The sequence below is a fragment of the Streptomyces sp. NWU339 genome, from assembly GCF_003143855.1.
Lineage (GTDB): Bacteria > Actinomycetota > Actinomycetes > Streptomycetales > Streptomycetaceae > Streptomyces.
Genome location: NZ_QFRK01000028.1, coordinates 22274 through 36995 on the forward strand (window position 1 = coordinate 22274; position 14722 = coordinate 36995).

Below are 14722 nucleotides of genomic sequence, written 5' to 3' on the forward strand. Positions count from 1 at the left end.
CCCCTGCCGGGCCCGGTCCCCTCAGGCCGCCGGTTCGACCCCGGCCCGCAGCAGGCCGTAGGTGTACGCGTCCTCCAGCGCCTGCCAGGACGCGGCGATGACGTTGTCCCCGACACCCAGGGTCGACCACTCCCCCGCGCCGTCGGACGTGGAGATCAGGACCCGGGTGGTGGAGTGCGTGCCGTGCTTGCCCTCGAGGATGCGGACCTTGTAGTCGACCAGCTCCAGCTTGGCGAGCTGCGGGTAGATCCGCTCCAGGGCGACGCGCAGGGCCCGGTCCAGGGCGTTGACCGGACCGTTGCCCTCCGCCGTGGCGACGATGCGCTCGCTCTTGGCCCACAGTTTCACCGTGGCCTCGTTGGCATGGGTGCCGTCGGGGCGGTCCTCGACGATCGCGCGCCAGGACTCGACGTCGAAGTACTTCAGCTGTCTGCCCTCGACCTCCGCCCGCAGCAGCAGTTCGAAGCTGGCGTCGGCGGCCTCGTACGTGTAGCCCTTGAGCTCGCGTTCCTTGACCCGCTCCACGACCCGGCCGACCAGCTCGCGGTCGTCTCCCAGGTCGATGCCGAGTTCCCTGCCCTTGAGCTCGATGGAGGCGCGGCCTGCCATGTCGGACACCAGCATCCGCATGGTGTTGCCGACCCGTTCGGGGTCGATGTGCTGGTACAGGTCCGGGTCGACCTTGATGGCGGAGGCGTGCAGACCGGCCTTGTGGGCGAAGGCGGAGACACCCACGTAGGGCTGGTGGGTGGACGGGGTCAGGTTGACCACCTCGGCGATGGCGTGCGAGATGCGCGTCATCTCCCGGAGCCGGCCCTCGGGCAGGACCTTCTTGCCGTACTTGAGCTCCAGCGCCGCCACCACCGGGAACAGGTTGGAGTTGCCGACGCGCTCGCCGTAGCCGTTGGCCGTGCACTGGACGTGGGTGGCGCCCGCGTCGACGGCGGCGAGGGTGTTGGCGACCGCGCACCCGGTGTCGTCCTGGGCGTGGATGCCGAGCCGGGCGCCGGTGTCAGCGAGCACCGTCGAGACCACGGCCTGGACCTGGGCGGGGAGCATGCCGCCGTTGGTGTCGCACAGGACGACGACGTCGGCACCGGCCTCCGCGGCCGTGCGGACGACCGACTTGGCGTATTCGGGGTTGGCGCGGTAGCCGTCGAAGAAGTGCTCGCAGTCGACGAACACCCGGCGGCCCTCGGCCTTGAGGAAGGCGACGGTGTCGCGGACCATCTCCAGGTTCTCGTCCAGGGTGGTGCGCAGGGCGAGCTCGACATGACGGTCGTGGGACTTGGCGACCAGCGTGATCACCTGCGCGCCGGAGGCGAGGAGCGCCCTGACCTGCGGGTCCTCGGCGGCGGTGGTGCCGGCGCGGCGGGTGGCGCCGAAGGCGACCAACTGGGCGTGCCGGAATTCGATCTCCTGCTGGGCACGGGCGAAGAACTCGGTGTCCCTCGGGTTCGCGCCCGGCCAGCCGCCCTCGATGAAGCCCACCCCGAAGTCGTCCAGGTGCCGTGCGATGGCCAGCTTGTCGGCGACCGTGAGGTTGATTCCCTCGCGCTGGGCGCCGTCGCGCAGGGTGGTGTCGAAGACGTGGAACGAGTCGTCGGGCTCGCTGGTTGCGGTCATGGTCTGAAGGCTCCTGATGTTGGATCTCGGTCTACCGGAATGACCGGTTCCACCGTCCCCCCATGGTCCCTCGCGCCGGCTCCCCGGCTTCTGGTGGGCCAGGAAACAGAAAAACCTCTCGCGGGTGCGAGAGGTCTGCGCGCGGGTCGAGGACGACGATGTCCGCCTGTACGTTGTCGTAAGGGCGGTCACTGCGGACCGGCGCGCCTGCTGCCAATAATCATGGCGAACGAGAGCACGGGGGAAGTGTGGCACAACCCGACCCGACGATCACCGTCCGTCTCAGGATACGGGCGCTGGGTGTCCGCCCTTCGGCGACCGGACCCCACCGCCCCCGCCGAGCGGGCCGCCGCGGACGGTGGGGTCCGGGCGGCCCTGCCGGGGCGGACGGGAGTCAGCCCAGGGGGTGCATCCAGCCCTGCTTGTCCTCGGCCGTGCCGCGCTGGATGTCGAGCAGGGCCCGGCGCAGGCGCAGGGTGACCTCGCCGGGCTCGCCGCCGCTCTGCTGCCACTCGCCACCGGCCCGCTTGACGGTGCCGACGGGAGTGATGACGGCCGCGGTGCCGCAGGCGAACACCTCGGTGAGGGTGCCGTTCTCGGAGTCGCGCTGCCACTGGTCGACCGAGACCCGCTCCTCGACGGCCTCGTAGCCGAGGTCGCGGGCGACGCTCAGCAGGGAGTCACGGGTGACGCCCTCCAGGATGGAGCCGGTGAGGGCCGGTGTGACGATCTTGTTGCCGTACACGAAGTACAGGTTCATGCCGCCGAGCTCCTCGACCCAGGTGTGCTCCACGGCGTCGAGGTAGCAGACCTGGTCGCAGCCCTTGGCCGCGGCCTCGGCCTGGGCGAGCAGCGAGGCGGCGTAGTTGCCACCGGTCTTCGCGTCGCCCATGCCGCCGGGGACGGCACGGACGCGGTCCTCGGAGACCCAGATGGAGACCGGCTTCACACCACCGGGGAAGTAGGCGCCGGCCGGGGAGGCGATCACCAGGAACAGGTACTCGTTGGCGGGCTTGACGCCCAGTCCGACCTCGGTGGCGATCATGAAGGGGCGCAGGTAGAGGGATTCCTCACCGCCGTGCGCCGGCACCCACGCCTTGTCCTGCCCGACCAGCACGTCGCACGCCTCGATGAACGTCTCGACCGGCAGCTCGGGCATCGCGAGGCGGCGGGCGGAGCGCTGGAAACGCTCGGCGTTCTTCTCGGGGCGGAAGGTGGCGACGGACCCGTCGGGCCTGCGGTAGGCCTTCAGTCCCTCGAAGATCTCCTGTGCGTAGTGCAGGACGTGGGTCGCCGGGTCGAGGGGGATCGGCGCGTAGGGGACGAGCTGTCCGTCGTGCCAGCCCCGGCCCTCGGTCCACTTGATCGTCACCATGTGGTCGGTGAAGTGGCGGCCGAACCCCGGGTCGGCCAGGATCGCCTCTCGCTCGGCGTCCGAGAGGGGGTGGGCGGAGGGCTTGAGCTCGATCGTGGGCGTCGTCATGAATGGTTGTCCTTCACCGGTTGTAGTGACGGGCCGCGCTCACGCCCGTACGGCCGGTGGCCAGTGGTAGGACGTCCGAGCATTCCCTCATTCCGCGGCTCCGCGTTCGATTATCGCCCGGGGGCTGCGGCGGGGGAACACAGGGTGAATGCGGCCCGGTGGTCGATGGTGGCACCCGGCGGGGACATGGGGAAGCCGCCGGGCGGTTGCGACCGGCGGCTTCGAATGGTGTCGAGTGTGCGCGCCCGGTCAGCCGGCTACGCGTACGGCGAGCGCGTCGCCGATCTCGGAGGTGCTGCGCGCGGGCAGATCTCCGCGCTCCGCGAGGTCGGCGGAGACGGCTTCCTCGATGCGGGCCGCCTCGGCGTCGTGGCCGAGGTGGCGCAGGAGGAGGGCGACGGAGAGGACCGTGGCGCTCGGGTCCGCCTTGCCCTGGCCGGCGATGTCCGGGGCCGAGCCGTGCACGGGCTCGAACATCGACGGGAACTCGCCGGACGGGTTGATGTTCCCGCTCGCGGCGACGCCGATGCCGCCGGAGACGGCCGCGGCGAGGTCGGTGATGATGTCACCGAAGAGGTTGTCGGTGACGATCACGTCGAAACGCTCGGGCTGGGTGACGAGGTAGATCGTCGCGGCGTCGACGTGGATGTAGTCAGTGGTGACCTCGGGGTACTCCGCGGCCACCTTGTTGAAGACGTTCGTCCACAGGTGGCCGGCGAAGGTCAGCACGTTGTTCTTGTGGACCAACGTGAGCTTCTTGCGCGGGCGGGCCTGGGCGCGGGCGAAGGCGTCACGCACGACACGCTCGACACCGTAGGCCGTGTTGACGGAGACCTCGGTGGCGACCTCGTGCTCGGTGCCCTTGCGGATGGTGCCGCCGTTGCCGGTGTACGGGCCCTCGGTGCCCTCCCGGACCACGACGAAGTCGATCTCCGGCTGCCCCGCGAGCGGCGTGGACACACCCGGCAGGAGCTTCGACGGCCGCAGGTTGACGTGGTGGTCGAAGGCGAAGCGGAGCTTGAGCAGGAAGCCGCGCTCCAGGACGCCGGAGGGGACGCTCGGATCGCCGATGGCACCGAGCAGGATGGCGTCGTGCTGCTTCAGCGCGTCGAGGTCGGCGTCGGTGAGGGCCTCACCGGTGGCGTGGTAGCGCCGCGCGCCGAAGTCGTACTCCCTGGTCTCCAGCTTCACATCCTGCGGAAGGACGGCGGAGAGGACCTTGAGACCTTCGGTCACGACCTCCTGGCCGATGCCGTCACCGGGGATCACTGCGAGATTGATGCTGCGAGACATGCGAGCACCCTACTCCTCGTCCCATGCTCTGACACGAGCCGTCCGAGATGCGGACACTCGCATGAGGGGACCGTCGACCGGGACCGCCCGGAGCGGCTCAGTGGCCGGTCGAACCGCCGTTGTCCCGGCGGTCGAGGGCACGCTGGAGGGCGGCCGCGGCGTTCTTGCGGTCGGACTCGCTCGTACGGGAGGCGTGGCGGACTCGGCGGCGGACAGTGGTCTCGGCCATGGGAATCGACTCCTTCGACAAGCCGGGAATGCGGAGGGGGAAACGCGTCACCGGAAGGGGCGGGGAGCGGGGGCCGCAGGGATTGCCTGCACGGGGCCCGGCTCACGACCGCCGTTCGCTTGGTCGAGCGAGACGTTCGGCTCCTACAAAAATAAGGGCGTGCGGGGCATCTGTCTGCACAATTACTCGGACTTCCTACTATCTGAGACAGTGGACCGCGTCACACCCCCGCGACCTGCGAAAACGTCGGACGGGCCAGGTCCGTACGACCTGGCCCGTCCGACGGGGCAGCGGCAGCGGGTACGAAGGCCCCGGTGCCGGGGGGCGTCAGCCCATGTGCGGGTACGTGTAGTCGGTCGGCGGGACCAGCGTCTCCTTGATGGCACGGGTCAGGGTCCAGCGCATCAGGTTCTGCGGGGCGCCGGCCTTGTCGTTGGTGCCGGAGGCGCGACCGCCGCCGAAGGGCTGCTGGCCGACGACGGCACCGGTCGACTTGTCGTTGATGTAGAAGTTGCCGGCCGCGTAGCGCAGCTTCTCCATCGTGTACGCGGCGGCCGCGCGGTCGTTCGCGATGACCGAGCCGGTCAGCGCGTAGTCGGACACCGCCTCCATCTGGGTCAGCATCTCGTCGTACTTCTCGGCGGAGCTGTCGTCGTAGACGTGCACGGCGAGGAACGGACCGAAGTACTCGGTGCGGAAGACCTCGTTGTCCGGGTCGTCGCACTCGACGACGGTCGGACGGACGAAGTAGCCGACGGAGTCGTCGTAGCTGCCGCCCGCGACGATCGTGCAGGACGGGTCCTCGTGGGCGCGGTCGATCGCGGCCTTGTTCTTGGCGAAGGACCGCTCGTCGATGACGGCGCCGATGAAGTTGGACAGGTCGGTGACGTCACCCATCTTGATGCCGTCGACCTCGGCCGCGAACTCCTCCTTGAACCCGGAGTTCCAGATGGACGCCGGGATGTACGCGCGGGAGGTCGCCGAGCACTTCTGGCCCTGGTACTCGAAGGCGCCGCGGGTCAGCGCCGTCTTGAGGATCGCGCGGTCGGCCGACGGGTGGGCGACGACGAAGTCCTTGCCGCCGGTCTCACCGACCAGCCGCGGGTAGGTGCGGTACTTCTCGATGTTGTTGCCGACCGTCTTCCACAGGTGCTGGAAGGTCTTGGTCGAGCCCGTGAAGTGAATGCCCGCCAGGTCCCGGTGCTCGAGCGCGACCTCGGAGACCTCGATGCCGTCACCGGTGACGAGGTTGATGACGCCCTTGGGCAGTCCGGCTTCCTCCAGCAGCCGCATCAGCAGCACGGCGGCGTGGGTCTGGGTCGGGGAGGGCTTCCAGACCACGACGTTGCCCATCAGCGCGGGCGCGGTGGGCAGGTTGGCGGCGATCGCGCTGAAGTTGAACGGCGTGATCGCGTAGACGAAGCCCTCCAGCGGGCGGTGGTCCATGCGGTTCCACACGCCCGGCGAGTTGGCCGGGGGCTGCTCGGCCAGGATGCCGCGCGCGTAGTGGACGTTGAACCGCCAGAAGTCGATCAGCTCGCAGGGGCTGTCGATCTCGGCCTGCTGGGCGGTCTTGGACTGGCCCAGCATGGTGGAGGCGGCGATGGTCTCGCGCCAGGGGCCCGAGAGCAGTTCGGCGGCGCGCAGGATGATCGCCGCGCGGTCGTCGAAGGACATCGCGCGCCAGGCGGGGGCGGCGGCCAGAGCGGCGTCGATCGCGTCCTGGGCGTCCTGCCGGGTGGCGTTGGCGTAGGTGCCCAGGCGTGCCTTGTGGTTGTGCGGCTGCACGACGTCGAAGCGCTCGCCGCCGCCCATCCGCTTCTCGCCGCCGATGGTGCAGGGAAGGTCGACCGGGTTGTCAGCCAGTTCCTTGAGCTTGGCCTCCAGCCGGGCGCGTTCGGCCGAGCCGGGGGCGTAGCCGTGCACCGGCTCGTTGACGGGCGTGGGGACCTGGGTCACAGCGTCCATTGTTTCCGTACTCCTTGACTTGAGCGGTGAGTGGGTGAGCGGTGGTGCTCGGGCTCAGCCCTTGCTGACCATCGAGCGCAGGAAGAAGCGCAGGTTCGCCGGCTTCTCCGCCAGACGGCGCATGAAGTAGCCGTACCAGTCGGTGCCGTAGGCCGTGTAGACCCGCATGCGGTGGCCTTCGGCGGCCAGGCGCAGGTGCTCGTCACCGCGGATGCCGTAGAGCATCTGGAACTCGTACTCGTCGATCTTGCGTCCGGCGCCGCGCGCCAGCTCCTGGGCGATGGAGATCAGACGCGGGTCGTGGGACCCGATCATCGGGTACCCCTCGCCCTCCATCAGGGTCCGCAGGACGCGCACGTACGCCTTGTCGATCTCGTGCTTCTGCTGGTAGGCGACCTCGGCGGGCTCCTTGTAGGCGCCCTTCACCAACCGTACGCGACTGCCGTCGGCGGCGAGGCGGCGCGCGTCGGCCTCGGTGCGGAAGAGGTAGGCCTGGATGACGCAGCCGGTCTGCGGGAAGTCCTTCCGCAGCTCCTCGTGGATGGCGAACATCGAATCGAGGGTGGTGTGGTCCTCGGCGTCGAGGGTGACGGTGGTGCCGATCGCGGCGGCGGCCTCGACCACCGGGCGGACGTTGGCGAGCGCCAGTTCATGGCCGCCGGGGAGCGCCTGGCCGAACATCGACAGCTTCACCGACATCTCGGCGCGGGTGCCCAGCTCCAGCGGCGCGAGCCTGCGGACCAGTTCCAGGTAGGCGTCGCGGGCGGCGGATGCCTGGCCGGGGGTCGTGATGTCCTCGCCGACGACGTCCATGGTCAGTTCGAGACCGTTGCCGGTGAGCCCCTGGATGACGGGCAGGATCTCGTCGACGGTCTCCCCGGGGATGAAACGGTCGACGACCTGCTTGGTCACCGGGGCCGCCGAGACCAGGCGTCGCATCCGGTCGCTGCGCGACGCGGCGAGAATCACGGGACCCAGCACGGGCACCTCCACAAGCTGCGAAACGGCCGCTGCCCGACGTTTCGGGTACGGCACGGAGAACCACCGTGAAATCTAGGGATTCCTTCGAGCGTGGGCCATCGACAGCTGTCACGCATCCGTGCCGTCGATCTCAGACAGTTGTATGAAGGCCGCGCGGTTCTGCGGGACAATGCGGGGGTGACGTCGGAACGCAGGGGCGAATACCAGGAGCTGGTGGACGAGATCTCGGAGCTGCTCGGCGCTCCGGCGACCCTGGAGAACCGTGACTTCGAGCTGATCGCCTTCGGCGCGTACGACAGCGAGGGCGACCTCGATCCGTCCGTGCTGGACCCGGTGCGCACCCGCTCGATCCTCACCCGTCGCTCGACGGCCGCCGTCCGGGCCTGGTTCGAGGGTTTCGGCATCACCCGCGCGACCGGTCCGGTCCGGGTCCCGAGAACCCCGGAGGCGGGCGTGCACCGGGGCCGCATCTGTCTGCCGGTACGCCACAAGGGTGTCGTCCTCGGCTACGTCTGGCTGCTGGACTACGACCCGGGCCCCTCCGAGGGGCAGCTGAGCGCGGCCATGGGTGTGGCGGCCCGGATCGGGGCGCTGCTCGCCGACGAGGCGCAGCACGGCGCGGACCTGACCCGCGAGCTGCGGGCCGTCCTCAGTGCGGAACGCGGCTGGCAGCGCGACATGGCGGTCGCCGAACTCCGTACCGCCCTCGGTGGCCGCGCCGACGGCCCGCACACCATGGTCTGTGTGGCCCCGTGGCCCTCCGCCGACCCCGAGGACGCCCCGTCGGTCCGTACGGTGCCGGGCGCGACGGCGCTGTGCACCCTGCCGTGGGGAGCCGCGGACGTGTCGCTGGCACTGCTGCTGCGGCTGCGCGCGTCCGACGTGCTGACCCCGGCGACGGCTGCCGCCTCGCGGCTCCTGGAACGGGCACACGGGAGCGGCCCCGGGCACCGGGACGGGGCGGTCGGCGCGCGGGAGGGCCAAGGCGGCCGTTCCGGTCCCGCCGTGGCCGCCGGGATCGCCGCGCCCCGCTCCGGCCTCGCCGAACTCGACGTCGCCTGGGGCGAGGCGTCGGCGGCGGCCCGCGCCGCCCTGGCCGAGCCCCGGCTCGGCCCGGCGGCCCGGTGGACCTCGATCGGCCCCTACCGGCTCCTGACCGCGCTCCCCGCGCGGGCCGCCCACGACCCCGTCGTCGGCCCGCTGCTCGCCCCGGCACACCGGGAACTCGCCCGCACCGCCGAGACCTATCTCGACTGCGCGGGCCAGGCCGGCCGCACGGCCGCCGAACTGGGCGTCCACCGTCAGACCCTGTACTACCGCCTGTCCCGCGTCGAGCAGCTCACCGGCCTCGACCTGGACGACGGCGAGGACCGACTCCTGCTGCACATGGCGCTGAAGGCGCACCGCCTGTGATCACCGGAAGGCGCGTCGGCGCCGGGTGACGGTCTCGTTCACCCGGCCGACGGGAAAGGCGCCGGGCGGCCGAGAGGGTTCTCGGCCGCCCGGCGCCTTTCAGTCCGAACGGGGGCCCGGCGGCGGGGCGCCCGGGGACGGCGGGATCAGACCAGCTCCACCGAGCGGGCGGACGTCGCGCCGATCTCCGCCGCGACCTCGGCCAGCACCGCGGAGGGGACCGTGTCGTCGACCGTCAGGACCGCGAGGGCCTCGCCGCCGACCGCCGCGCGCGCGACCTGCATGCCGGCGATGTTGATGCCCGCCTCGCCGAAGATCCGGCCCACGGTGCCGACGACACCCGGGCGGTCCTCGTAGCGGAGCACGGCCATGTGGTCCGCGAGCGCGAGGTCCACGTCGTAGTCGCCGACCGCGACGATCTTCTGGACGTTCTTGTGTCCGGCCAGCGTGCCGGAGACCGCGATCTCCTCGCCGTCGGCGAGGGTGCCGCGCACGGTGACCACGTTGCGGTGGTCGGCCGACTCGGAGCTGGTGGTCAGCCGCACCTCGACGCCCCGCTCCTGGGCGAACAGGGGCGCGTTCACATAGGACACCGTCTCGTCGACGACGTCCTCGAAAACGCCCTTGAGTGCGGAGAGCTCCAGTACCTTCACGTCGTGCTGGGTGATCTCGCCGTACACCTCGACGTCGAGGCGGACCGCGACCTCACCGGCGAGCGCGGTGAAGATCCGGCCGAGGCGCTCGGCGAGCGGCAGGCCCGGCTTGACGTCCTCGGCGATGACCCCGCCCTGCACGTTCACCGCGTCCGGGACCAGCTCACCGGCGAGCGCGAGGCGCACCGAGCGGGCGACGGCGATGCCGGCCTTCTCCTGCGCCTCGTCGGTGGAGGCACCGAGGTGCGGGGTGCACACGACCTGGTCGAACTCGAAGAGCGGGGAGTCCGTGCACGGCTCCTTGGCGTACACGTCGAGACCGGCGCCGGCGACGCGGCCCTCCTTGAGCGCCGCGTACAGCGCCTCCTCGTCGACGATGCCGCCGCGCGCGGCGTTGATGACGCGCACGCCCGGCTTGACCTTGCGCAGCGCCTCGTCGCCGATCAGGCCGAGCGTCTCGGGGGTCTTGGGCAGGTGGACGGTGATGAAGTCGGAGACCTCGAGCAGCTCGTCCAGCGACAGCACCTTCACGCCCATCTGCGCGGCCCGCGCGGGCTGCACGTAGGGGTCGTAGGCGACGATCTTCATGCCGAAGGCGGACATGCGCTGCGCGACGAGGGCGCCGATCCGCCCCAGTCCCACGACTCCGAGGGTCTTCTCGGCGAGCTCGACGCCCGTGTACTTGCTGCGCTTCCACTCGTGGTTCTTCAGCGCGGCGTTGGCCTGCGGGATGTTGCGCGCGGTGGCGATGATCAGACCGCAGGCGAGTTCCGCGGCGGTCACGATGTTCGAGGTGGGGGCGTTGACCACCATCACGCCCGCCTTGGTGGCGGCGGAGACGTCGACGTTGTCCAGGCCGACGCCGGCCCGCGCGACGACCTTGAGCTTCTTCGCGGCGGCGATGGCCTCGGCGTCGACCTTGGTGGCGGAACGGATCAGGATCGCGTCCACGGTGGCGATGGCGGACAGGAGCTCCGCCCGGTCCGCGCCGTTGCAGTGGCGGATCTCGAAGTCCGGGCCGAGCGCGTCCACGGTCGCGGGCGACAGCTCTTCGGCGATGAGTACGACAGGTTTCGAGCTCACGTGAGTCCTCACATGTCCATGGGGGCACCGCCCGTGCGCGGGTGGCGCTACGGGGGAGGACGGCCGTCCCGACGGCCGCATGCGGTGGAGGGGAGCGGCGCCGGGGTGGCCTGCATTCCTCGGTGTCGCTTAGCCGCGTGGAAGACGCACGACGCTGTGGGCCTGACGCGTATGTCTCAGCAGTGTAGTGGCGCCGGGGCGTCGTCCTGCGTCACTGCGGAAGGATCATCCGGAAGTGGCCGGGCGGGCCTGCCAACGAAGAATCCAGCCCCTGTGGCGTTGGAGATACGGGGGTGTGGGGCGAAGCCTCCACGACGGCGCCGGCGGGGCCGGGGCGGCCCGGGCACGGCGCCGTCGCGGAGTGCTCGGCTCACGCGTCTTCGTTGACCCAGCTCATCAGCTTGCGCAGCTCCTTGCCGGTGGTCTCCAGGAGGTGCTCGGAGTCCTGCTGCTTGTACTCGTTGTACTTCTTCAGACCGCCGTGGTACTCGTCCATCCACTGCTGGGCGAAGGTGCCGTCCTGGATCTCGGCGAGGACCTTCTTCATCTCGGCCTTGGTGGCGTCGGTGATGATCCGCGGGCCGGTGACGTAGTCGCCCCACTCGGCGGTCTCGGAGATCGACCAGCGCATCTTCTCCAGGCCGCCCTCGTACATGAGGTCGACGATCAGCTTCAGCTCGTGCAGGCACTCGAAGTAGGCGATCTCCGGCTGGTAGCCCGCCTCGGTCAGCGTCTCGAAGCCCGCCTTGACCAGTGCCGCGGTGCCACCGCAGAGGACGGCCTGCTCACCGAACAGGTCGGTCTCGGTCTCCTCGGTGAAGGTGGTCTTGATGACGCCGGCGCGGGTGCCGCCGATGCCCTTGGCGTACGACAGGGCCAGCGCGAAGGCGTTGCCCGTGGCGTCCTGCTCGACGGCGGCGATGCAGGGAACGCCGCGGCCCTCCTCGTACTGGCGGCGCACCAGGTGGCCCGGGCCCTTGGGGGCGACCATGCAGACGTCCACGCCGGCCGGGGGCTTGATGAAGCCGTAGCGGATGTTCAGGCCGTGACCGAAGAACAGGGCGTCGCCGTCCTTCAGGTTGTCCTTGATGTGCTCCTCGTAGACCTGGGCCTGGATCGGGTCCGGGACCAGGATCATGATGACGTCGGCCTCGGCGGCGGCCTCGGACGGGGTCACCACGCGCAGGCCCTGCTCCTCGGCCTTGGCCTTGGACTTGGAGCCCTCGTGCAGACCGACACGGACGTCGACACCCGAGTCACGGAGCGACAGGGCGTGGGCGTGGCCCTGGCTGCCGTAACCGATGACCGCGACCTTGCGGCCCTGGATGATGGACAGGTCGGCGTCGGCGTCGTAGAACAGCTCGGCCACTTTGGGTTCTCTCCTTGTGTGCGGGTGTCACGTCCCACCGTATGACGGTGAGGGGACGGGAAGTTTTGGAGTCTCGGAATACGGGCGGCCGGGAGTGTCGCCGACCGCCCCGTTCCGTCTTACGCCGACCGGTCGAGAGCGCGCAGCGACCGGTCGGTGATCGAACGGGCACCGCGTCCGATCGCGATCGTCCCGGACTGGACCAGTTCCTTGATGCCGAACGGTTCCAGCATCTTGAGCATGGCGGACAGCTTGTCGCTGCTGCCGGTGGCCTCGATGGTGACGGCCTCCGGGGAGACGTCCACGGTCTTGGCGCGGAACAGCTGGACGATCTCGACGATCTGGGAACGCGTCTCGTTGTCGGCGCGCACCTTCACCAGGACGAGTTCGCGCTGAACGGCCTGCGACGACTCGAGTTCGACGATCTTCAGAACGTTGACGAGCTTGTTGAGCTGCTTGGTCACCTGCTCCAGCGGGAACTCCTCGACGCTCACCACGATGGTGATACGGGAGATGTCGGGGTGCTCGGTGACGCCGACGGCGAGCGAGTCGATGTTGAAGCCGCGGCGGGAGAACAGCGCGGCGATCCGGGCCAGGATGCCGGGGGTGTTCTCCACCAGGACGGAGAGCGTGTGCTTGGACATGATCTCTTGGGTCTCTCTCGCTCAGTCGTCTTCGTTGTCGCCGAAGTCGGGGCGGACGTCGCGGGCGGCCATGATCTCGTCGTTGGAGGTGCCGGCGGCGACCATCGGCCACACCATGGCGTCCTGGTGGACGATGAAGTCGACGACGACCGGGCGGTCGTTGATCGAGTTCGCCTCCTCGATGACCTTGTCGAGGTCCGCCGGGTCCTCGCAGCGGATCGCGTGGCAGCCCATGGCCTCCGACAGCTTGACGAAGTCGGGGACTCGGGTGCCCGCGCTCCGCTGCGTGGCCGGTCCCACGGCGGAGCCGCCGTTCAGGTCGGTGGGGGCGTTGTTCGTCTCGACGGGGCCGGAGCCCAGCACGGTGTTGGAGTACCGCTGGTTGTAGAACAGGGTCTGCCACTGGCGGACCATCCCGAGAGCGCCGTTGTTGATGACGGCGACCTTGATCGGGATGTTGTTCAGGGCGCAGGTGGTGAGTTCCTGGTTGGTCATCTGGAAGCAGCCGTCGCCGTCGATCGCCCAGACGGCCCGGCCGGGCTGTCCGGCCTTGGCGCCCATGGCCGCCGGGACGGCGTAGCCCATGGTCCCGGCACCGCCGGAGTTCAGCCAGGTGGCGGGCTTCTCGTACTGGATGAAGTGCGCGGCCCACATCTGGTGCTGGCCGACGCCCGCGGCGAAGATCGTGTCCTCGGGCGCCAGTTGTCCGATGCGCTCGATGACCTGCTGCGGGGAGAGCGAACCGTCCTCGGGCTGGTCGTAGCCCAGGGGGTAGGTGTCGCGCCAGCGGCTCAGGTCCTTCCACCAGGCCGCATACCGCGACCTGGCGGCCTCGCCCCAGTGGCCCTCGGCGTGCTCCTTCTGGACGGCCTGGACGAGATCGGCGAGGACCTCGCGGGCGTCACCGACGATCGGCACGTCGGCGGCGCGGTTCTTGCCGATCTCGGCCGGGTCGATGTCGGCGTGGACGATCCTGGCGTACGGGGCGAAGCTGTCCAGCTTGCCGGTGACGCGGTCGTCGAAGCGGGCTCCGAGGGCGACGATCAGGTCTGCCTTCTGCAGCGCGGTGACGGCGGTGACCGCACCGTGCATGCCCGGCATTCCCACGTGCAGCGGGTGGCTGTCGGGGAATGCGCCGAGTGCCATCAGGGTGGTGGTGACGGGAGCACCGGTGAGTTCCGCGAGGACCTTCAGCTCGGCCGTGGCGCGGGCCTTGATGACACCACCGCCGACGTAGAGGACCGGCCGCTTCGCGGAGGTGATCAGCTTGGCCGCCTCGCGGATCTGCTTGGCGTGCGGCTTGGTGACGGGCCGGTAGCCGGGCAGGTCCATGGTGGGCGGCCAGGAGAAGGTGGTGCGCGCCTGGAGGGCGTCCTTGGCGATGTCCACCAGCACCGGGCCGGGGCGGCCGGTGGCGGCGATGTGGAAGGCCTGCGCGATCACCCGGGGGATGTCCTCGGCCTTGGTGACCAGGAAGTTGTGCTTGGTGATCGGCATGGTGATGCCGACGATGTCCGCTTCCTGGAAGGCGTCCGTGCCGATCGCCTTGGAGGCGACCTGGCCGGTGATCGCGACCAGCGGCACGGAGTCCATGTGCGCGTCGGCGATCGGGGTGACCAGGTTGGTGGCGCCGGGGCCCGAGGTCGCCATGCAGACGCCCACCTTGCCGGTGGCCTGCGCGTACCCCGTGGCCGCGTGGCCGGCGCCCTGCTCGTGGCGGACCAGGACGTGACGCACCCGGGTGGAGTCCATCAGCGGGTCGTAGGCGGGAAGGATCGCACCGCCGGGGATGCCGAATACCGTGTCGGCGCCGACCTCCTCGAGAGAGCGAATGAGGGACTGCGCGCCCGTGACGCTCTCGGGGGCGGACTGCTGTCCTCCGGATCGGGGCCGCGGCTGCGGATGGGCCCCGGTGGCCTGCTCGGTCATCGGCTTCTCTTCTCGATGCTGAGGGTTCTTGCGAGGTTTGTGCGGTGTGTG

Annotated in this window: 11 protein-coding genes; 1 reads left to right on the plus strand and 10 read right to left on the minus strand. The window is 70.1% G+C overall.

The window, feature by feature from the left end; genetic code table 11:
* Positions 1-21: 21 nt before the first annotated feature.
* From cimA to DIZ27_RS27670, 6 genes are all read right to left on the minus strand, one after another.
* The gene (gene cimA / locus DIZ27_RS27645) at positions 22-1626 is read right to left on the minus strand and encodes a citramalate synthase (protein WP_109381179.1); all 1605 of its coding nucleotides are present in this window, start codon (positions 1624-1626) and stop codon (positions 22-24) included.
* Positions 1627-2020: 394 nt separating this feature from the next.
* The gene (locus DIZ27_RS27650; protein WP_109381180.1) at positions 2021-3109 is read right to left on the minus strand and encodes a branched-chain amino acid aminotransferase; all 1089 of its coding nucleotides are present in this window, start codon (positions 3107-3109) and stop codon (positions 2021-2023) included.
* A 249-nt stretch (positions 3110-3358) separates the two neighbouring features.
* The gene (locus tag DIZ27_RS27655; RefSeq protein ID WP_109381181.1) at positions 3359-4402 is read right to left on the minus strand and encodes a 3-isopropylmalate dehydrogenase; all 1044 of its coding nucleotides are present in this window, start codon (positions 4400-4402) and stop codon (positions 3359-3361) included.
* Positions 4403-4499: 97 nt separating this feature from the next.
* Positions 4500-4631 (minus strand): hypothetical protein, encoded by a 132-nt coding sequence (locus tag DIZ27_RS47440; RefSeq protein ID WP_095534071.1) that lies wholly within the window; start codon positions 4629-4631, stop codon positions 4500-4502.
* Between the two features lie 327 nt (positions 4632-4958).
* Positions 4959-6599, minus strand: coding sequence for an L-glutamate gamma-semialdehyde dehydrogenase (pruA, locus tag DIZ27_RS27665; protein WP_109381182.1), 1641 nt, complete (start codon positions 6597-6599; stop codon positions 4959-4961).
* 54 nt (positions 6600-6653) lie between these two features.
* Positions 6654-7580: a proline dehydrogenase family protein gene (locus DIZ27_RS27670; protein WP_109381183.1), complete on the minus strand. Its 927-nt coding sequence runs from the start codon at positions 7578-7580 to the stop codon at positions 6654-6656.
* 177 nt (positions 7581-7757) lie between these two features.
* Between DIZ27_RS27670 and DIZ27_RS27675 the strand changes: the two genes are divergently transcribed.
* Positions 7758-8993: a CdaR family transcriptional regulator gene (locus tag DIZ27_RS27675; protein WP_109381184.1), complete on the plus strand. Its 1236-nt coding sequence runs from the start codon at positions 7758-7760 to the stop codon at positions 8991-8993.
* Positions 8994-9139: 146 nt separating this feature from the next.
* On the opposite strand, the gene serA is transcribed toward DIZ27_RS27675, so the two are convergent.
* The 4 genes from serA to DIZ27_RS27695 all read right to left on the minus strand — a co-directional run bounded on the left by serA (position 9140) and on the right by DIZ27_RS27695 (position 14671).
* A complete protein-coding gene (gene serA, locus DIZ27_RS27680; RefSeq protein WP_109381185.1) occupies positions 9140-10729 on the minus strand; it encodes a phosphoglycerate dehydrogenase in 1590 nt (529 codons plus the stop codon).
* A gap of 370 nt (positions 10730-11099) precedes the next feature.
* On the minus strand, positions 11100-12098 hold the full coding sequence (ilvC, locus tag DIZ27_RS27685; protein WP_109381186.1) for a ketol-acid reductoisomerase: 999 nt from the start codon (positions 12096-12098) through the stop codon (positions 11100-11102).
* 119 nt (positions 12099-12217) lie between these two features.
* Positions 12218-12742 (minus strand): acetolactate synthase small subunit, encoded by a 525-nt coding sequence (gene ilvN, locus DIZ27_RS27690; protein ID WP_109381187.1) that lies wholly within the window; start codon positions 12740-12742, stop codon positions 12218-12220.
* Positions 12743-12763: 21 nt separating this feature from the next.
* Complete coding sequence (locus DIZ27_RS27695) at positions 12764-14671, minus strand: acetolactate synthase large subunit (RefSeq protein WP_109381188.1); 1908 nt, start codon at positions 14669-14671, stop codon at positions 12764-12766.
* Positions 14672-14722 lie beyond the last annotated feature (51 nt).